This window comes from Methyloversatilis sp., from assembly GCF_965284615.1.
Classification (GTDB): Bacteria; Pseudomonadota; Gammaproteobacteria; order Burkholderiales; family Rhodocyclaceae; genus Methyloversatilis.
On sequence record NZ_OZ260098.1, the window covers coordinates 2,578,227 to 2,594,958 of the forward strand.

The 16,732-nt window shown below is 66.2% G+C and carries 20 protein-coding genes and 1 tRNA gene; all 21 read right to left on the minus strand.

Annotation, left to right across the window (positions count from 1 at the left end):
- Positions 1-63 precede the first annotated feature (63 nt).
- Positions 64-1,572: a hypothetical protein gene (locus ACQ66H_RS12205; protein WP_430434247.1), complete on the minus strand. Its 1,509-nt coding sequence runs from the start codon at positions 1,570-1,572 to the stop codon at positions 64-66.
- Positions 1,569-1,889, minus strand: a complete 321-nt coding sequence (locus ACQ66H_RS12210) for a hypothetical protein (protein WP_430434248.1) — start codon at positions 1,887-1,889, stop codon at positions 1,569-1,571. The genes ACQ66H_RS12205 and ACQ66H_RS12210 overlap by 4 nt, the downstream gene beginning before the upstream one ends.
- Entirely contained in the window at positions 1,889-2,293 is a 405-nt protein-coding gene (locus ACQ66H_RS12215) for a hypothetical protein (RefSeq protein WP_430434249.1), read from the minus strand. Before ACQ66H_RS12215 ends, ACQ66H_RS12210 begins: the two co-directional genes overlap by 1 nt.
- On the minus strand, positions 2,290-4,221 hold the full coding sequence (locus ACQ66H_RS12220) for a hypothetical protein (protein WP_430434250.1): 1,932 nt from the start codon (positions 4,219-4,221) through the stop codon (positions 2,290-2,292). The genes ACQ66H_RS12215 and ACQ66H_RS12220 overlap by 4 nt, the downstream gene beginning before the upstream one ends.
- Positions 4,221-5,183 carry a hypothetical protein gene (locus tag ACQ66H_RS12225; RefSeq protein WP_430434251.1) on the minus strand — a complete coding sequence of 321 codons (963 nt, stop codon included), beginning with the start codon at positions 5,181-5,183 and terminating at the stop codon, positions 4,221-4,223. Before ACQ66H_RS12225 ends, ACQ66H_RS12220 begins: the two co-directional genes overlap by 1 nt.
- Positions 5,183-5,713: a hypothetical protein gene (locus ACQ66H_RS12230; protein ID WP_430434252.1), complete on the minus strand. Its 531-nt coding sequence runs from the start codon at positions 5,711-5,713 to the stop codon at positions 5,183-5,185. Before ACQ66H_RS12230 ends, ACQ66H_RS12225 begins: the two co-directional genes overlap by 1 nt.
- On the minus strand, positions 5,710-8,046 hold the full coding sequence (locus tag ACQ66H_RS12235) for a tape measure protein (RefSeq protein WP_430434253.1): 2,337 nt from the start codon (positions 8,044-8,046) through the stop codon (positions 5,710-5,712). The genes ACQ66H_RS12230 and ACQ66H_RS12235 overlap by 4 nt, the downstream gene beginning before the upstream one ends.
- Before the next feature lie 45 nt (positions 8,047-8,091).
- Positions 8,092-8,367, minus strand: coding sequence for a DUF1799 domain-containing protein (locus ACQ66H_RS12240; RefSeq protein WP_430434254.1), 276 nt, complete (start codon positions 8,365-8,367; stop codon positions 8,092-8,094).
- Positions 8,368-8,414: 47 nt separating this feature from the next.
- A complete protein-coding gene (locus ACQ66H_RS12245) occupies positions 8,415-8,729 on the minus strand; it encodes a phage tail assembly chaperone (protein WP_430434255.1) in 315 nt (104 codons plus the stop codon).
- A gap of 11 nt (positions 8,730-8,740) precedes the next feature.
- Complete coding sequence (locus ACQ66H_RS12250) at positions 8,741-9,499, minus strand: phage tail protein (RefSeq protein ID WP_430434256.1); 759 nt, start codon at positions 9,497-9,499, stop codon at positions 8,741-8,743.
- A gap of 69 nt (positions 9,500-9,568) precedes the next feature.
- Positions 9,569-9,982 carry a phage tail terminator-like protein gene (locus ACQ66H_RS12255; protein WP_430434257.1) on the minus strand — a complete coding sequence of 138 codons (414 nt, stop codon included), beginning with the start codon at positions 9,980-9,982 and terminating at the stop codon, positions 9,569-9,571.
- Positions 9,979-10,374 (minus strand): HK97 gp10 family phage protein, encoded by a 396-nt coding sequence (locus tag ACQ66H_RS12260; RefSeq protein ID WP_430434258.1) that lies wholly within the window; start codon positions 10,372-10,374, stop codon positions 9,979-9,981. Before ACQ66H_RS12260 ends, ACQ66H_RS12255 begins: the two co-directional genes overlap by 4 nt.
- Positions 10,371-10,736 carry a hypothetical protein gene (locus ACQ66H_RS12265; RefSeq protein WP_430434259.1) on the minus strand — a complete coding sequence of 122 codons (366 nt, stop codon included), beginning with the start codon at positions 10,734-10,736 and terminating at the stop codon, positions 10,371-10,373. Before ACQ66H_RS12265 ends, ACQ66H_RS12260 begins: the two co-directional genes overlap by 4 nt.
- Positions 10,733-10,963, minus strand: a complete 231-nt coding sequence (locus ACQ66H_RS12270; RefSeq protein ID WP_430434260.1) for a hypothetical protein — start codon at positions 10,961-10,963, stop codon at positions 10,733-10,735. Before ACQ66H_RS12270 ends, ACQ66H_RS12265 begins: the two co-directional genes overlap by 4 nt.
- The gene (locus ACQ66H_RS12275; protein ID WP_430434261.1) at positions 10,960-11,463 is read right to left on the minus strand and encodes a DnaT-like ssDNA-binding protein; all 504 of its coding nucleotides are present in this window, start codon (positions 11,461-11,463) and stop codon (positions 10,960-10,962) included. Before ACQ66H_RS12275 ends, ACQ66H_RS12270 begins: the two co-directional genes overlap by 4 nt.
- A gap of 3 nt (positions 11,464-11,466) precedes the next feature.
- The gene (locus ACQ66H_RS12280) at positions 11,467-11,739 is read right to left on the minus strand and encodes a hypothetical protein (RefSeq protein WP_430434262.1); all 273 of its coding nucleotides are present in this window, start codon (positions 11,737-11,739) and stop codon (positions 11,467-11,469) included.
- Between the two features lie 64 nt (positions 11,740-11,803).
- Positions 11,804-12,901 (minus strand): P22 coat - protein 5 family protein, encoded by a 1,098-nt coding sequence (locus tag ACQ66H_RS12285; protein WP_430435629.1) that lies wholly within the window; start codon positions 12,899-12,901, stop codon positions 11,804-11,806.
- Positions 12,804-13,796 carry a DUF6651 domain-containing protein gene (locus ACQ66H_RS12290; RefSeq protein WP_430434263.1) on the minus strand — a complete coding sequence of 331 codons (993 nt, stop codon included), beginning with the start codon at positions 13,794-13,796 and terminating at the stop codon, positions 12,804-12,806. Before ACQ66H_RS12290 ends, ACQ66H_RS12285 begins: the two co-directional genes overlap by 98 nt.
- A gap of 135 nt (positions 13,797-13,931) precedes the next feature.
- Positions 13,932-14,008 (minus strand) — tRNA-Met (locus ACQ66H_RS12295).
- Positions 14,009-14,254: 246 nt separating this feature from the next.
- Entirely contained in the window at positions 14,255-15,337 is a 1,083-nt protein-coding gene (locus ACQ66H_RS12300) for a phage minor head protein (RefSeq protein ID WP_430434264.1), read from the minus strand.
- A complete protein-coding gene (locus ACQ66H_RS12305; RefSeq protein WP_430434265.1) occupies positions 15,337-16,731 on the minus strand; it encodes a DUF4055 domain-containing protein in 1,395 nt (464 codons plus the stop codon). The genes ACQ66H_RS12300 and ACQ66H_RS12305 overlap by 1 nt, the downstream gene beginning before the upstream one ends.
- Position 16,732: the final 1 nt, after the last annotated feature.

Below are 16,732 nucleotides of genomic sequence, written 5' to 3' on the forward strand. Positions count from 1 at the left end.
TTGGTTCCGATGCACGCGGCAATGCCGGCGGTGCTGCAGATTCGTTTCGCACTGGTTCTCCTGTCAGACGAAGCAAACCGTTGATGAGTAGGCGCCGGAGATGGCGCCGGTGATCGGGTCTTGCGCGCGGTACCAAGTGGTCGGGCCGCCATCCCAGATGCCGAGCAAGGCATTGAAGGCCCAACCGCCGCCGACGGGCGCTTGTGCTGCACCGCTCGCGCCAGGCGCGAACGCAGCCGACCATGTGACGAAGCCGCTGCCGCTGATGCGGAACAGGCACCACAGCCCTTTCGAGTACGCCCAGAAGCCGTTGTTGAGCATGGTGTTGGCCGAGGTGGCCTGTCCTTCAGCCACCGTGCGAGCGGTGAAGGCGCCATCGGGGAAGATGACTTCGAAGTAGGTGTCGCGCGTGCCGGCCTTCGTGATCACGTAGTAAATGCCACCGACGTCTTCGAAGCCGTCGGCCACGAAGGGAGCAGGCAGCGTGTCGTGGTACTGGGTCGCGACTTCAACGCCATCGATTTGCAGGCCGACCGACCAGTAGCTTTCAAGCGGCGTGCGTCGGTCGAGCGCGGTGTAGTCGCTGCCGTCGTAGGTGACGGTCCATTCCTGATACTGGCGAATGCTCTCGGAGTAGCTGGTGTAGGAGCCGGTGATCTCTTTGACCGTGCCGCCATCGCCGAAGAACATCGAGAGCACACGACCCGTGATGACGAGGCTGCGCACTTCGGTGACCGAGCCCACCGGGCGGCCGAGGCCGTCTGTCGGCAGGGTCGCCTGCCCGCCCGCCGGCGACCGCGCGTCAGCGAGGGTGATGGAGCCGAGCGTCTGCAGATGGTTGCGGACCGTGGTCAGAGAGAGCGACGGCGCGCCCTCGACTGAGGTGACGTCGATGCGCACGAAGCCCATGGCGCGCTCTACGGGCTGGCGAAGGCGCCAGGTGCCGTCGTGCACGGTCGACTCCGGCACGTGATAGAGACCGATGACGACGCTGCTGCCGTCGGTGTTGATGTCACAGATGCGCGGGCGCGTGCGGATGACGCCTTCGAGCGCCAGCGAGAGGTCCGTGGTGCCCTTGAGATCGACCGCCGGACTACCCCCGTCGATGGTGTGCGCGAGGTTGACATTGACCGGCGGGTAGGCTGCTTCGCCGAAGCGGCCGAACTTGCGATACGTCACCCGAATCTGGGTCTGGTAGGTGCTGAGCGTTGGCAGCGAGAACTGCCACACCACGCCGGCGCTGTCGCGCCAGAGCCAGGCGGGCGCGTTGCCGGTCAGCGCCTTGCCATACACCTGCGGCACCTGCCCGCTGACCACCACTTGGTGCAGCCACTGGTGTCCGAGCGCGGCGTCTTGCGCGAGCTGCTCGGTCGTGCGCGTGAGTTCGGGCACGCCGGCCAGGTGCAGCGCCCAGGCGTCGGCGTTGGACGGCTGGCGGTAGATGAGCGTGTCGTCGTTCGGGAGCGTCAGCTGGCCGGACTGCACAAGGCCATGGAATGGATGGCCCCACATCACAACCTTGTCGAGCGGCCTCAGCGGCGCGGGCACGTTGATGGAATCGAGCACGCTCACGGCGTCGGGTCGGCGAGGCGGATGGATCGGCCTGTCGTCAGCTTCACGCGCTTGATCGGGCGCACGACCCAGACGAAGGCACCGTCAGTGGTTGTGAGCGTCTCGTCTGTCCAGTATTCGCGGTCAGCGGCCGCGGTCTCCTGGAGATCGTCGCCACCACCGCCGCCCGATGACTGCGCCTTCGCACGTGCCACGGCCGGCGGTTTCGCGCCTTTGGCTGGCTTCTCTTCGAATGGGGGGCGCGTGCCCTGCGTCATGCCACCGCCGGCCAGGTCACGCGCGCCAATCTTGCGCAGCGCCTCGGCAATGTCACCCATCAGACATCCGCCTCGGCCGTGTTCTGCACCTCCAGCCCGATGTCGAGGTAGTCCTCGCCCACCACGCCGGATGTGGTGTTGATCCGGATATGAACGGGCTTCGCGCCGCCGACGCCGCCCATCACGACCGCGCCAAGCGAGAGGGCAGCGCCACCGACCGCGCTGGCCAATCCGCCCGAGGTGAGCGCGAGCTTGTATGCCGAAGCCGGGAGCCCTGCGCCGGTGTCGTCGTCAATGATCGAGACGTTCAGATTGGCCACCTCCGGCGACGTGGCGTCCACCAGCTTCTTCGCGGCGTTCGGACTGCCGAAATACACGAGCCGGTCGCCGACCTGCGTGCTGTAGTGGCGCAGCGTCGCGATCGGCACGGTCAGACCGGCGTCGGAGTAGAAACCAAAGCTCATGGGTTGATGATCTCCAGGATGTCCTGAGGAATGGCGACTGCGTAGGTTGACGATTTGGGCAGTTCGATCGGGTCGCGCACGGCGGCCTCGACCTCCGGCGATCGGATGCTGAGTTCGTACGGGTAGGCCGGCGCCTCCGCATCGAAGTCGGCCCCGGCGCGGGCATTGGTGCAAAGCCCGAACATCAGGTTCTGGTTGTACTCGGGCGCGCCAGTGACCTGCCCGATGTACATCTCGCACTCGCAGCGCAGCCTGTCCGCGCCAGGTGCTGGAGTCGGGTCCGTCGGCGCCGCGGGCGCATCGGGGGCGTCGTCATCCTGCAGGCCGACGGCCGAGAAGCCCGAGACCGCAAGCGTGAAGTCGGTGTCGGCCTCACCTGTCTCGATGCTCAGGCGATGTCGGAAGCGCGCGACCTTGCCGGTGGCGTGCAGCGTCGTCGTGTCGATCTCCAGCCGTACGGACAGCTCGATGTCGGCACGAAACGGCATTGATGCCTCGATCGACGACTTCCTGTGCGAGCCAAGCACCTCGCGCCTCATCTGAGCGACCGTCGTGGCAATGGCGTTCTGGGCAGCGGGACGGTCTGATTTGCCCGCCGCGCCGTAGTCGAGTGACACGTCGCCGCTCGTCGGCAGCGTCAGAGCCGGCGCAGCATTGGGGTCACCCTGCCAGGCACCCTCATCGAAGTCGGTGTCCAGCGTCGCGCCGTCCCGCGTATCCGGCGCGCGCCCGATAGCGTCGATGGAGGCCTGCGAGCGCACCGTGACGCGGTAGTTCTCCGTGACCCACTGCACCCACCGATTGGCGAAGCGTGCCGCGAATCCCAGCGCGAGCTTCGGCGCGTCCGTGATGCTAATCGTCGTGAAGATCGTGCCGCCAGACCCTGACGACTCGTACTGACCAGGATCGACGCCGACGTAATTGATGTCGCCGAGAAGCTCCCAGCCCGACATGCCGGTGACCGCCTGTTCGATCATGGCCCGGTTGGGGATGTCGAGGCCTTGGGACGTGTACTGATTGACTGTGCGTTCGAAATCCACCGACACAACCCGGGCGCGCAGCCGGGGGAATCTGTACTTAACGCCCCCCTCGATCTCGTTGAGGATGTCGCCGCGCGGCGCCAGCCTCGGAACGAGCGTGCCGTCCCAGATATCGTCGTCGGTCAGCACCAGAAGCGGCTCGTCCTCGGAGTGCCACGGCGTGACACGCGGTTGCTGGAACGCGTCCAACTCAAGCGTTGCGGGAACTGTCGAAATCCTCGCGTCGGCGTATTGCAGCGTGTCCGTCGTCTCGCCGAAGATCACCTCGGAGTAGTAGCCGCCGACATTCGCATCCACCCACTCGCGCGGAAGATTGCGGATCACCTGCTGCGCCTGATCCGTGCACTCGAATCGAACCACCCCTTCGGAGAGGTCGATCTCGGGTTCATCGACGACACCGGTGAAGATCCGCCGCGGGTTGATGGCACTGCCGTCGGCGGCCTGATGCGCCACGTCGATCGTCACCGTCTTGCCCGTCCAGTTCGGCAGCAAGATGGTCCCCGGAGCCGGCGCCATCGAGAAGTTCGCGAGCTTCGCCTCCCCCTCACCACCCTCGACGATCACCTCCTCCGTCAGCCGCTCGCTGATGTCCTGGCCACCCAGCGTCGCGACGACGGTCCATTTCGCGGGGCTGGTGACGGTGGCATCCACCATCGTGATCCAGACGGGCAAGACGATGTCGAGCTCTTCGACCATCGAGATGCGAAGCCCCAACGCGATGGATCGAGCGGTCACCATCGACACGCGGATCGGCAAGGCGATGTCCGCAGCCTCGACCATCGACACGCGGATATTCAGACGCAGTGAGGCGCCTACACCTGGCTCTGGCGGGTCGCCGAGCGGGCCGGAGCCGTAGGTCGCCGAACCGTACGGGTGATCTCCGTACATCAGTCAGCCTGCTCAGCCGCGCGGATGGACACGGCCCACTTCCACGTTTCAGACGCGGCGCCCGTCACGAGCACCGCTACCGACCCGTTGACCTCCAAAGAGCCATCGACCTGAACCAGATCACTATCGATGCCCAGGTCAAAATCGCAGGTAACGCCCGCGCTTTGAGCGATGACGGTTTTGCCAGACGTACCGACCAAGATCGGGAGATCTTCGGCCGATGTACGAAGCACCGCTGCTTTCATCGTCGCGGCATAGAGCGCAGGGGTCGGCGACGTACGCCTTGCCACGACATTTATGTCCAGTACGTAGGCGGCCACCGACCACGGCACGAACTTGTCGCCAGAGATCCCTACCGCAGTCGTCTCGGTGGCGCCGCTGGTCTCCGCATATCCACCCCAAGTGAGGGCCCAGAGACCCAAGTGCACCGCACCGACCACTCTGGACGCGCTGCCACGCCCGATGGCCGAAGAGTACCGGGCAAGTGCATAAGCCTCGGCACCGATCGCGGTCGTATTTGAACCTTGAGCTACTGCCATCGCTCCGAGCGCAGTCGAGCCAGAACTGTAGGCCTGCGCACCTTGCGCCGGGTCCAGTTCTGAGAACTCGTCATCCTGCAGCCCGGTCATCGTTACTGCTGGCGCGGAAAGGGCTGTCTGCACCGCATAAACGATGTTTGACGTAGCGGTGAGTTCAGGAATCTCTATCCGTGCATTCGCGTTACTGGATCGCAGCACGCGGCTCCGCGCAAGATAGCCTTCCGCATCAAACGTTCCAATTCCGAGTTCCCATTGCGCGTCGGGGGTCATGATCAGATACCCCGATTGCCACAGAGGGGGGATGCCCGACAGTGACGCGGCGGCGGCGGCGGTCAGAAACGTTGGGACGGCGCCTCCCAGCTGCATGATTTCGTCGTCACCGATGGACTCGATGTACTGTGCAACTCGATCAAGGGGAAACATCACTGTTCCTCGGCGGTGAGGGTCCAGGACACCGTCCCGGATTGGTGGTCGGTGGTCTCTTCCGGCGCGCTGGCGATCACGGTGAGCTGGGGGTAGTACCAGACGGCGTACCCAATGGCGCCCGCCACCGGCGTGATGGTCGCAACGTGCGCGGCAACGCTGACCGCGGCAAAGGCCTCTCGTCGATCCGCGAAATAGGCACGCGCGACGGGCTCGTAACCGGGGCCGGTGCGCCGACCGACGGGCAGCGCGATGGACGTGCTCTGCGAGCGAACGGCACGCGGCTCGCCGCACTTCAGGACAAGCGGCCCCGAGAAGTCGAGGCCCTGCAGGCCGGCCGGGCTGAGGCCTGTTGCCGCGATCACGACCTCCAGCTTTTCCCAGTGGCTCTGCTTCAGCGCACGGCCGGACATCAGCCGTCGCGTCGAGAAGCCACCGATGACCCGGAAGCTCTGCGTCATGCCGAGGCCTGCAACCCAGGGCACGCGCACGCCGCCGAGTTCGAAGGCCTCGCCGGTCTTCATCATCATCGTCCGACCCTCTTCGCTTCCCGCTGCACGTCACGGGTCCAGCTGATGGTGTTGTTCGGCTGCTGCGACGTGCTCGCCTGACCCGATTGATCGAACGTGACCGTACGGCCGCCCATCGAGACGGAACCGCCGGACTGCCCGGCGGTCGCCGCCGGCGCTGCGGCCGCGGCCTGCGTGCCGATCGCGTTGAGCTGCGCGATCAGGTCGTTGATCTTCTTCTCCGCGGCGGCCGTGTCGAGGTTGAGCGACACCGGCGTGGTCAGCGCCGTGATCAGGCCGTCGATGCGCGCCTTCGCCTGGTCGATCTGGTCGGCCTCGGCATCCTTGAGACCTGCCTGCACGTTGCCGATCTTTTCGCGCAGGCGACCGAGCTCCTCGAGCTGGCGCGCCGCGGTGTCGTCGTCGGCGATGTTTTCGGCAGCCCGGCCTGCACGCTCGGCAAGCTTCGTGGCGTCCTCGGCCAGGCGCTGCGCCCGCTTCAGATCTCCGTCGCGCAGCGCCGCGAAGGCATCGCCAGCCGAGAGCGTCGCACGCGCGCCCAGTGACGACGCCTGCCGCTGCGCGCGCTCGGATCGGTCCTCTTCGCTGAGGCCGCGCTGTCGGCGATCCTCGGCCCGGTCGAACAGGCTGTCGCGTGCGTTCCGTCCCTGCGCACGAAGGGTCGCGGCATCGGCACGCGCCTCGCGTGAGCGCTGGCCCAGTCCCTCGCGATCGCTGAACTTGTTGACCACCCGGCCGACGATGTCGGGCGAGAGTGAGGCGCCGAGCTCCTGCCGGGCCTTGAGCAGTTCGGTGCGGAGCTTCTCGGCGTCGGTGGCGTACTTCTCCAGCCACTTGGAAGCGTTGCTGCTGCTGGATGCCGCAACCAGCTTCTGTTGCTCCGCGTCCAGCTCACGGATGCCCCTCAGGAGCTTGGCCAGTTCAAGGCCATAGCCCTTGAGCAACTCCATCTGCTCGGCGTCAGTGATGCGGGAGTACTGACCCGTTCGCGTCCGGATCTCCTCCATCGTTGCTGCCACCTGCCGAGCTTGGACCGATGCGTTGTCGTCTCGCTCGGATATCTCGGACAGACCACCATCACGTAGCGCGTTCCTGCGCTTCAGTTTCTCGATCTGCTTGTCGAGGTCGGCGACGATCTCGGCCGTACTGCGCTTGACCTCCTTCTCGACCGTGTTGGCGGCAGTCTCGGAGCGCTCCCCCCAGATTGCCCAGGCCGTGGCGCCCAGCGTAAGCGCGGTCGTGATCGCGCCGAGCGGGCCGGCCAAGAAGCCCAGCGCCGCAGCGCCACGGCTGGCGGCCGCGACAGCCGTTTGCGCACCGGCGAGGCGGGCCTGCGCGGCTGCCAAGCCGTTGGTGGATAGCGTGGCTGCGTTCGTCGCCTGCACGTTCGCAAGTGCCGCGGCAGCGGCTTCCATCTCGGCCGCTGCAAGGCGCCGGGCCTGATTCGCTGCAGCGATCTTCGCCACGGTGCCGGCGGCGACACCGACAACGAACCGGCCCGCATAGACAGCACCCACCACGCCAACTGCACCGGCCACCACGTCGAAGTTGTTCGCCAGATCGTTGATGGCCGAAGCCGTCCCGCGAAACACGCCCGTCAACTTCTCGAAGTTGCCGACGGTGTTGATGAAGGCATTGTCGAGGTTCGTGAAGGCGCGGCTGAACACGGCCGGCAGCTGGTTCGCTTCTTCCTGCAGTACTTCCGACTGGCTCTTGAGCGCATCGACGAGCGCACGTGACGTGATGGCGCCGGTTGACGCCAGTTCGCGAAGCTGCCCCTGCGGAATGCCGAGACCCTCCGCAAGCGCCTGCGCAAGTCGAGGCGCCTGCTCCAGCACGCTGTTCAGTTCCTCACCACGGAGCGTTCCGGATGCCAGACCTTGGCTGAACTGCACCAGTGCGGCCTGAGCGCTGGCCGCCGATCCGCCCGACACCAGCATCGCGTTCGCCACCGCCTGCGTGGTCTCGGCGACCTGCTTCTGGCTGATACCGATGTCGCCTGATACCGTCGCCAGCCGGCGGTAGATCGTGCCAATCGTCTCCAGCGACTGCCCGCTGCTGCGGGCGATCCGGAACACGTCGCCATACGCCTGAGCTGCGGCGGAGGCGCTCCCCGTCGCGATGCGCAGCTGGGCATTCAGTGTCGCGAAGGTGTCGGCGGCGTTGGCCACTTCCCGCACGCTGAATCCAGCGGCCAGACCACCAACTGCAGTGCGGAGCTTGGAGACGGCTGCGTCGGCCGCGCCGGCGGACTTCTCGAACCGGTCCAGCGACTGCGCGGCGCTCGCCGCCTGCGACGCGTCGATCCGGATGCCGAGTGTTGCGATATCCATCGGCACCCCCAAAAAGAAAACGCCGGCACTGGGCCGGCGTCAGGTTCATGTGCTGCGTTTTGCTCGCCTGCGGATCTCCTGCAGGGCGGCTGGGACCATCTCTTGGAGCGCGTCGAAGATCTCGTCGCGTCGATCAGGTGCGATGTGGCAGCGTCGCCAGACCTCCGGCAGCGCCGCGTAATCGAGGGCATACGGGCCATTCGGCCCGACGCGCCACTGGTCCTTCATTGCCCCGAAGACCATCAGGGGCGTCCAGTTCTCAGGCCAGACTTCGAAGTCCTGGCCGGCAAAGTCCGCGCGCGTCAGGCCCAGTTCGCCCAACTCGTCGTCGGACGGGATCGGGCTGAACAGCTCCTGCGCGGCGGCCTTCAGTTTCCCAGGCGCGCGCCGGTCAGCTCCGACCAGTAGGCCTGCACGATCCGCTCGGGTGCCGAGTGGTGGTTCTGGCAGAGCTCGGTCAGACCGTCGCGGCTGAACTCCAGGCCCTCGACATCCCAGCCCTCGGCGATCTCCAGAATCACGTCTTCGTCGGGCTTGCCCTTCGCCCATGTCTGAAACTCATCGAGCTGGGCGCGCGTCTTGTGTTTGAACACGAAGGTGATGACGGCCGGCTTCCCCTCGCCCGGCACGTGGATATGGACCTTGCCCTTGAAGGTCGGGTTGGGAACGATCTTGAAAGCCATGTGTGGTTACCTCAGGGAGCCGCGCTGTAGCGCAGCGAGCGCGGGTTGTCGTAGGAGAGCGAGATCGTGACCTGCTGGTTCTGGTTCTTCACGAAGGACGGCTCGCCGTCGTAGGCGACGTACATGTGATAGAGAATCACGGCCCCGTTCGGGAGCGCAGCGCGGATGGCGTGCGGCGTGCCGAGCTGGTCAGCCGCCAGCAGTGCGGCGTGCCACGGCAGATCCGGGTCGTAGTCGGCCGTGATAGTCAGGGCGCGCGCATTCTTGAAAGTGGGACGCTGCCGCTGCGCCCGCTCCTCCAAGTACTGCCACTGGTAGAACTGTTGCTCGCCGCCGCTCGGCTGAACATCCGTGATCTGCGAGAGTGGAACCCAGCTGGTGACCTCTCGCGCGGTACCGACGCCGCCACCGGCCGGAAATAGCGTGGTGTTGGAGGCGTCAAAGCCCTCGATGTCGAAGGCGTCGGCAACCGCACCATCGACGCGAACCACGGCGCCGTTCAACGTCGGCCACCCGGACGTGAGCACCAGGATGTTGCCGTCTTCGAAGTCGTGGGCCGTCGAGGACGCGACGGCGGGGCTCTCATTGCTGATGTCGCTGATCACCTTCGCGGCACCGTACGCACTGCCGATCGAGAAGATGGTTCCGTTCGGGAAGAACGATGCAGCGAGAATCAGGCCCTGCCTGTGCATCCAATTCGTCAGCCAGACATAGACGGGGTCGAAGAAGGCGAGCAGCAGCGCGCCGACGAAAGACATCAGCTTCTTCATGGTGGTCTCCAGAAATGAAAAAGCCCGCACAAGGCGGGCTGTGGGGTGGTGCTGCGGGCGGTGGTCTGGTCAGGTCTGCGCGTAGTAGCGCAGCGTCATCGGCACGCCGAACACGTCGGGTTCGGGGTCGGCGCGACCGGGGGAAAGCGGTGTGGTTGTGCGGACGGTGAAGGCGCCGTCGGTCAGCGCGAGATTCACTGGAAGCAGTGCCTCCAACTCAGCGACGATGGCCTCGGCCGGGCCGGCGCCCTGGCCGCGCGGGATGAACAGATTCAGGGCCAGCACGCCGATATAGCGCCGGTCGGTTCCCTCGACGTATTCGCTATCGGTGTCGGCAGGAATTACGGTGCAGCGCATCCACGGCCGGTCCTTCGGTGGGTCGAAGTCCACGTTCTCGAACGCGATCGGCACGGCCGGCGTTTCGGCCGCAGCCCATGCGCTGAGCCGCGCCTCGAACAGCTTCCGGATGCGCGCCTGGCTCATGCGAGGCCTCTCACGTATGCGTCAAGGCGGCGCTGGATGTCGGTCAGCGTGACCATGACCATGCCGGCCGGCGCCTGCTTCGAGTAGCCGGTCTCCAGCCGACCGATGTAGGGCAGCGAGTTCGTGACGTACATGATCGGCTGATACTGCGCAGTGGCCTGCGCGGCGATCCTTGCCAGCGCGCTGTTGCCGCCCGGGTCGTATCGATTCCACTCGAAGCTGACGTCCGCGCGGCCGGCGCCGAACACCCAGTTGGCCCTGGCCCGCCCGGTATCCACCGGGGTGGTCATGATCAGGCCCTGGGCGACCAGCACGACGGTCTGTCGCACGGCCAGTTGGACGTTTCCGTTCGCCTTCTTCACGAAGGTCCGGATGTCGGCGGTGAAGCTCACCGGCGGACCTGCGCATCGTGCAGCACGACGACACCGGCCGGGGCCAGCGGTCGCGACGCGATAACCGACCACATTTCTCCGCCGATAGTCAGCGTGTCACCCGTCTGCGGCGTGATCTCGATATCCGGCGCGATGTAGGCGCGCAGGTCGCCCACGCGGATATGCGTTCCGTCGATGTCGCGCTGCTGGTACTCGAGCAGCGCGGCCGTGCCGGCGTGCGTGACCGTCGTCCCCGTGCCCGGTGCACCGGTGGCCGAGTCGTAGGCGCCATGCGTCGTACGAGTCAGCGTCACCGCGCGGCCGAAGCGCTCCAGCAGGCGCTGCGCTGTCGCGGCTGGTCTCGCGTAGTCGAAGGCGGTCACAGCATCGGTTCCTGCATCTTCTGCGCCGCACAGCACAGCATGTAGTGCGCGACGGTTCCGTCCGCCGTACCGAGGCCGAAGATCTTCAGTTCGTCACCACGAAGCACAACAACGGCGTCGCCCACCTGCCCGTGCTCACCGGCCTCGATGCTGTCAGCGATGTTCCGCAGAACCGCCGGGATGTCGCTGAGAGGCGGGTTCGGCAGCGCGTACAGCTTCGCACTCATGCCCGCACCACGCGCACCGATCCTCCCGCACCGCCGGCCAACGTCAGGCCGCGCAGCATGGAATCCACGAGGCTGAAACGCGTCAGCCCGCCGTTGCGCGCCTGGCCGTAGCTGGTGCTGATCGGCCCCACCGTCTCCTCGGTGACAACCTCCGGCGCAACATCGGGCATCAGATCGACCGTCAGCGCCTTGGCCGCCAGCTCGCACACGGCGCGCTGCACCTGGACAGGGACTGCGTTCGGCGCAACCACGACGCCGTCGCGGCAGACGCCGGAGCGTGGCCACGAGAGAGCCTGGCCGCCGAACGATCGCTCGCCGCGCCACGTGTAGGCCGCCTCGACATAAGCGGTGGCCTTCCGCAGGGCAACCTCGCGCGCCGGTACGCTGGCCGCCACCCAGGCGGATGCGCCCATGGCGGCGAGGTACTGGTCGGCGAGCGCGACAGCCACATAGCTGTCGGCGTCCGGCCGGCCGGTACCGTCTTCGGGGGTCAGCGCCATCGCTTACTCGACGCGCCAGCCCGCCGCGACCCAGTTCTCGACCTCATCCGGGTGCACGTCGGCATCGGTCGGGCCGCGCGGATGCATCGGTTCGTCGCGGACCATGCGTATGGTTTCGATCTCCGGAGCGTCCTCGATACGAGTGTCGCCGCCCTTCCGCGCTTCGGCTTCCGCTTCGAGTCGCGCTGCCTCCGCTTCCTCGGCAGCCTTGCGATCGGCGGCTTCCTGCGCAGCCTTCCTTGCAGCGGTCTTCTGTTCCTTCATGGCTTCCGTCATGTCGATTTCCTTCATGCGGCCGGCGAGCGTCGAAACACCCGCCGGCGGGGTTGCAGGAGACCTATCAGCCCAGCAGCAGCGCGATGTGCTCGGACTTCACGCCGCGGACACCCCAGGCCATGCCGATCTCGTACTTCACTTGGCGGTACTGGCGATAGACACGCACCTCGAAGGTCAGGCCGGTGACCGGATCGGTGATCATCATCGCGTCGTCCGCCGAGTCGCCGCCCTCCGGCACGGCCGGAGCCCGGGTGGCCAGAACCATCGCCGAGCGGGCGAATGCCGCGTTCGGCGTGTAGTTGTTGCCGATGGTCAGTGCGTTGTTGTCGGGCACGGCGACGCGCAAGCCCGACTTGTTCAGCACGATGGAGCCGCCCGACAGCGCACTGCCCACGACGTACTTGTTGCTTCCGTCCGCAGCGAACGTGACGATGTCACCGGCCAGGACGGTGCCGGTGCCGGTGTCGAGCGCGATCGCGCTGTCACCGATTCCGTAGCCAGCAAGCAGGTTGGTCTGGTAGCTGGCGCCGGTGCCCTTCGTGTGGGGGGCGATGCCGCCGGAGTTGCGCAGCGCGAAGCTCTGCACGCGATCCGTCATCCCGTTGCGCAGCATGTCGCTGGAGCCGGCTTCATTCACCTTGAACAGGACCGACTGCTTGCCACGGAGGTTCGCAATGGCGGCCGAACCGAGGACCAGCTGCAGGTCCTCCTTCGGCGCACCGTTCTCCTCGAGGATGCGCAGCACGCCCGCGAAGTCGCTCAGGTCGCCAGCGGTACCGAACGGGGCAGTGCCCGCGGAGCCGTACGCGCGCGAAGCGGTTACCTTCGCTTCAGCGGCGAGATCGATCTCGATCGCATTCACGAGCTTCCGCATGCCGTCGGTGAATTGATCGGCAAGGACACGGTTGTAGACACCGGTCGAGCCGATGCCCTTCTGCTCTTCACCGTTCCAGCGGATCGGCGCCACCTTCGACTTCGTGATGGTGACATCCACGTAGCTCACGGTCGTATCGCCGCTGTTTGCCGGATTCGTGCCCGGCGTCGCGTCCTCCAGCGCGCCGGCTTCACCGATCGGGGAACGCACGGTCTGATTGAGAGCAGCGCGTTCCACCTGGCTGTCTCGGGTGACTGCGGGGATGAAGCCGACCATCTCGCGCGACACGCGATTCAGGGCTTCGTACAAGGTCGGGATGAGCCCGGTGAGCGTATTTGCCATGGTGTTGGATCTCCAGAAAAGCAAAAGCCCGCTCAATGGCGGGCTCGCATGGGGTTACCGGATGGTTCCGGCAATGATGAGTTGCTTCAGTCGGTGACAGTGCCACCGGCCGAGGTATGAGCCACGCGAGCCTGGGCATCCATCGCGTCGAACTGCGCGCGCGTGACCGACTTGCCCCCCCTCCGCCCTGACCACCTCCCTTCGCACCGCCGCCGGATGCACCGGACGACTTCAGGATGTGGTCCTTGTTCGGATAGGTCTCGACAAGGTGTTCCAGGGCTTCGTCGAAGTCAGCAAGCTCGCCCGGTCGCGCGCGGCTGAAGATCTTGTTGCCGCTGGCGTCGGTGGCGACGACCTTGCCGTCCTCGATGCTGAACCGCTTGCCGAAGGCGGCCTGCGCGATGTCGGACGGGATGGCCAGCTTGTCGGCGATGAACTTCGATCGCGCGAAGCTGCCGCCGATCTTCTCGCCGTAGAGCTGCTGTTCCAGCTCCTCGGCCTTCTTGGCGATCGGGGCGTACTGCGCCTCGACGGCCTTGATGGCTTCAGCCTTCACGCGCTCCACCTCGCCGGCGTCCACCAGCTTCTTGTCGTCGAGGTTCTTGACGGTGGCCAGCGCCTTCGCGGCGGCGACCGGGTCGTCGATCCCCTCGAACGCCTTGAGCTTGGTCTCGGCCGTGTCGGCACGCTCACGATGTCCCTTGGCTTCCTTGTTCAGGTCGCCGATCTTCGACATGGCTGCCGCAGCATCGAACGGGATTTCCTTCCCGTCGTCGTGGACATAGACCGGCTTGCCGTCCTGGACCACGACGTGGCCCTGCTCATCGAGCTTCAGTTTCATGGTGGATTTCCATCCTTCGTGGTTGCGGGCTTCCGCCCCGGGGAGTTGGGCCGCATCCGCGGCGCCAGAAATGAAAAAGCCCCGGCACGTGCCGAGGCTGGATGCGAAAAAGCCCGCTCGCGGCGGGCCTTCGAATGGTTGCGGGGACAGGATTCGAACCTGTGACCTTCGGGGTATGAACCCGACGCTCTGCCGGACTGAGCTACTCCGCGTCTATTTCACGACGACACGCTCGCCGCGCGCCAAGCAAAGCACGCACAGAAAGCACTTCGTCCCGCCGCTGGCTCGGCCCCTGCTGATCGTCACACCTGTCCGCGCCTCGATAAGCTCACGGCCTCCGCAGCGCGAGCACTGCGCAATGTCGGCCGGCTTCGGCATGGCCTTGATGCGCGCGCGGCCCCTCTCCTGCGGCGTGTCTGGCGCAGGGGTCTTAGGGATGACAGTGAGGTGGCGAGGCTTCACGCACCGGATTCTACGCCCGCCAGCTTGAACGCTGCAGCGTGCCTTTCCTCCAGCTCCGCCAGCGTCAGCGTCCTGCCCTTATCGTTCGAGAACTGCTCGATGTTCAACCCGCCGCGGCGAAACAGCGCGCCTCGGGACGGCCCAAGAATGTCGTCTTGCACACTCGCCGGCTGGCGCTTCAGCCACGCCCCGTAGCCTTCGTTCGCATCGACCTGGCCGTCCTTCGAGGCCCGCGTCCCGAACAGTTCCTGCTGCCCCTTGAGCAGCGCGATCGCCGTGCTTCGACACTGCCAGTGCAACCGCCCTGGCCCGCTTCCCCAAGGAAGGGAGTGCCCGACCGGCCGGTGGCTGCCGCGCGTGTAGCGCTTGCCGTCCCGGATTCGGCACTCCTGCGACGTGCGGCCGTCCAGCGTGCTCACCCACACCTCGTCGCCGAGAATGTCGTCGTTCGCCTCGAAGAAGCGATCCCGCGTTGTCGCCGCCATGTGCGAGAGCGCAGTCCGGGCAACGGCTTCGGCGTGCCGGCGGTCGATTTCGATGATCCCGTCTTGGAATCCCTTGGCGCGCGTGCCGCGGATCTCGCGCACGATCTGCGCCGTCGTCTTGCCCTCCAAGTAGCCCATCCGTACGGCGTCGCGGATGCGCTGCATGCGCCCTGCCTCCAGCGACTGGCCCCACTCGCGCAACAGCCGGCCCTGAAACGGTCGCGACAGCGCTGCGGTGTAGGCCGTCTCCGGTGTGACAGCAGCGAATGCCGTGTTGACCAACAGGGTGTTCGTGTAGGTCGCCTGCGTCCAGCGTGATTCGAAGCCTGCGAGATCTCGAACGCCGGCGTCCAGCTCCAGCTGCAGCCGCGCGTAGGCGTCGGCATTCAACAGCCGCACGCTGCTCAGCATCTGGTCGAGATACTCGACAGTCAGCGCCTCAGGCGCGCGCTCCAGCAGCGCCAGAAGTGCGGCGGAGATGTCTGCGTCCGCGCGGTTGAGGACGGCGATGATTCGCCGGACGACGCCATTCGAGTACCGCTGCAACTCGATCTGGTGCCGCACGACGGCATCGAGCAGATCTTGTGCGGCCATCAGACCACGGCAGCCGGGTCATCCATCGTGCCCAGCGGCGGCCCGTCCTCGCCGGCTTCTTGCAGCTCGTCCTCCGGATCGAGGTCAGCGGAGAGCACACCGCGGCGCTGCTGCTCGATGATGACTCGCTTCTTGCTGATGATGCCCGCCGCCTGAAGCTCCAGCAGGAGCGACGCCGAGGCCTCGCCAAGCGAATCCGCACCGAAGTCCTTGTGGAGCGTCGCCTTGCCGCCGTCCGCCTCGCCGATCCAGTCAGCCGTGAATTGCAGTGCCTGGTCGATGGCATCCTCCAGATCCTCGGCCATCCTCTGCAGCGCGCAGCGGTTGCCCTCTCCTTCGCTGGAAATCTGTGTCGCCGTGACCGCGGCTCCTTCCTTGCGGACCAGCAGCTCGGCGCCGGTCTGCAGCATTCGCTGCTCGATATCCTTCAAGTCGTTGCGGCCGGCCTCGATCGCGGCGCCGGTGTGCTCGACGAACTTCAGGTCGGCATCCTTCGGCAGCTTGACGGCCGACGACGCGCCAACCGTGATCTCGACCTCGCCCTCTGCGCCGACCAGCGCGAGGATTGGCACGCGCGCCACGTGCAGGATGTTCTGCTGGTCGCTCTTCGACTGCCAGTGCTCGACGTTCTGGTGCGCAAGCTCAAGCAGCGGCGGTACGGCCACGCCGAAGCCCGTGCGCTGCCCGTAGCAGAAGACGAACGGAACGGCCTGCAGGGTCGTGACGCCCTCTTCGTGCAGCGCCCACTCTTCCTGACCGGCGGCGGACTGCCGCTTGCGGTACGTCTTCCATTTCCCGGGCTCCAGGACGCGCACCTGCTCAATGCAGGCTTCACCGAACTCGCCGTCATCCTCGTGCTCGATCTCAAGCAGCCGCAGCTGCGTAAGCTGCACGACGCCGGCCTGCCGCTTGCTGCGCCAGCCGAGCACCGTCCCAGCCGGGTAGCGCTTCCAGTACGGCCGCAAGCCGGCTTGAAGCTCCTGCGCACGCGTGCGAACGCCCTCGGCCGGCGGGAAGTCGATCAGGATGCCGCTGATGCCCGTCGATACCAGGTTAACCATCAGGTCGCCGGCAAACGCATGCAGGTTGCGGCCCTCCAGATCGATGTTCTCGGCGAAGCTCTTGATCCGCTCCGGCACGTCATCGCCCACCTGTAGCGGCTTGCTGAAGGGCTTGCCGGCAAGGATGCGCACCGTTTGGCTGAACGCTGGATACAGCGTGGCCACCGCGAGGCGTGCGTCGTAGGACTTCTGCTCTTCGTTCGGCCACTTCGGCAGGAATGCCGATCCAGCGACGCGCATCGCCGCGGTGCCGCCCATCAGCGCGCGCACGAGAGGCCAGTGCTTGGCCATGTCGCCGACGGCGGCTGATTCCTTGCGGACGGCATCGGTCATT

Excerpts from the sequence above, each read along its gene's own strand:
- ACQ66H_RS12210 (WP_430434248.1), bottom strand. The coding sequence starts at position 1,889 with ATGGGTGACATTGCCGAGGCGCTGCGCAAGATTGGCGCGCGTGACCTG.
- ACQ66H_RS12225 (WP_430434251.1), bottom strand. The coding sequence starts at position 5,183 with ATGTTTCCCCTTGATCGAGTTGCACAGTACATCGAGTCCATCGGTGAC.
- ACQ66H_RS12305 (WP_430434265.1), bottom strand. The coding sequence starts at position 16,731 with ATGACCGATGCCGTCCGCAAGGAATCAGCCGCCGTCGGCGACATGGCC.
- ACQ66H_RS12255 (WP_430434257.1), bottom strand. The coding sequence starts at position 9,982 with ATGAGCCAGGCGCGCATCCGGAAGCTGTTCGAGGCGCGGCTCAGCGCA.
- ACQ66H_RS12270 (WP_430434260.1), bottom strand. The coding sequence starts at position 10,963 with ATGAGTGCGAAGCTGTACGCGCTGCCGAACCCGCCTCTCAGCGACATC.
- ACQ66H_RS12275 (WP_430434261.1), bottom strand. The coding sequence starts at position 11,463 with ATGGCGCTGACCCCCGAAGACGGTACCGGCCGGCCGGACGCCGACAGC.
- ACQ66H_RS12230 (WP_430434252.1), bottom strand. The coding sequence starts at position 5,713 with ATGATGATGAAGACCGGCGAGGCCTTCGAACTCGGCGGCGTGCGCGTG.
- ACQ66H_RS12280 (WP_430434262.1), bottom strand. The coding sequence starts at position 11,739 with ATGACGGAAGCCATGAAGGAACAGAAGACCGCTGCAAGGAAGGCTGCG.
- ACQ66H_RS12250 (WP_430434256.1), bottom strand. The coding sequence starts at position 9,499 with ATGAAGAAGCTGATGTCTTTCGTCGGCGCGCTGCTGCTCGCCTTCTTC.
- ACQ66H_RS12215 (WP_430434249.1), bottom strand. The coding sequence starts at position 2,293 with ATGAGCTTTGGTTTCTACTCCGACGCCGGTCTGACCGTGCCGATCGCG.
- ACQ66H_RS12245 (WP_430434255.1), bottom strand. The coding sequence starts at position 8,729 with ATGGCTTTCAAGATCGTTCCCAACCCGACCTTCAAGGGCAAGGTCCAT.
- ACQ66H_RS12300 (WP_430434264.1), bottom strand. The coding sequence starts at position 15,337 with ATGGCCGCACAAGATCTGCTCGATGCCGTCGTGCGGCACCAGATCGAG.
- ACQ66H_RS12290 (WP_430434263.1), bottom strand. The coding sequence starts at position 13,796 with ATGAAACTGAAGCTCGATGAGCAGGGCCACGTCGTGGTCCAGGACGGC.
- ACQ66H_RS12220 (WP_430434250.1), bottom strand. The coding sequence starts at position 4,221 with ATGTACGGAGATCACCCGTACGGTTCGGCGACCTACGGCTCCGGCCCG.
- ACQ66H_RS12235 (WP_430434253.1), bottom strand. The coding sequence starts at position 8,046 with ATGGATATCGCAACACTCGGCATCCGGATCGACGCGTCGCAGGCGGCG.